1 protein-coding gene is annotated in these 873 nt (G+C 74.5%); it reads right to left on the bottom strand.

From position 1 onward, the window contains the following. Window positions 1-768: phosphopantetheine-binding protein (locus tag GT042_RS13065; protein WP_345943759.1), on the bottom strand; the 768-nt coding region annotated here is incomplete at its 3' end. Window positions 769-873 lie beyond the last annotated feature (105 nt).

The following is an 873-nucleotide window of genomic DNA, read 5'->3' as shown; positions in this document are numbered from 1 at the left end:
AGCGGCAGTCTCGGCAGGCACCGCGAGCACGGCGGGCGCGGCGGGCGCGGACGCGAGTGCTGCGAGTGCGGGTGCGGACGCGGGTGCTGCGAGTGGGTGGATCGGGGCGAGGGTCACAGGTCGTGGCCCGACCGGGGCCTGGGCATCGTCCTGTGATCCGGTCGGGCCGGCGGCGCGGATCAGCAGGGGCGGCGGATGCGCTGGACCGGTCGGGCGGTCCGGTGACGGCCCGTCACTGGACCGCCCGACCGGGGTCTTGGGAGGTACGGCCTGTGAGAACGCCGCATCCCCGGCGACGGAGCGCGCTGCGGCGGACGGAGCCTCCGCGACGGCACCCGGAGCATCCGCGTCCTCAGCGCCCGGAAGATACGGCGCCTCCGCCCCCGGAGCCTGCGATACCTGAGGTTCCTCCGGCGCCTCCGCGACAACAGCCGGGGAGTGGGGGCGGACGGCGGCGGCGTGCAGGGCGCGGCCACGGGCGGACTCGGCGTCGACGAAGTCGGCCAGCCGGTCCAGGGTCGGGTGGTCGTAGACCGCCACCGAGTCGAGGTCGAGCCCGAAATGCTGGTTGAGGTCGCGGACGATCTCCACCGCGCCGAGCGAGTCGACGCCCATCTCGCTGAAAGTCAGCTGGGGATCGATCTCGTTCCGGTCGAGGTACAGGTGGCCGCAGAGCGTGTCCATCACCACGGCGATGACGGCGTCCCGCTGCGGCGCGGGGTTGACCGTACGGGGCAAGGTGACCTCTCCGTCTCCCTGAGGTGCCACGGCTGCGGCCAGGGGCGGAGCCTGATCCGGGGGCGCCACCTGGGCCCGGGCCAAGGGCGGGGCCAGAGCCGGATCTTGGGCCGAAGCCAGGCCCGAGGCCGGGGC

The sequence above is a fragment of the Streptomyces sp. SID3212 genome (assembly GCF_009865405.1).
GTDB lineage: Bacteria > Actinomycetota > Actinomycetes > Streptomycetales > Streptomycetaceae > Streptomyces.
The sequence above is the reverse complement of the archived record's forward strand: the minus strand, read 5'-3'. Positions and strand labels throughout refer to the sequence as shown.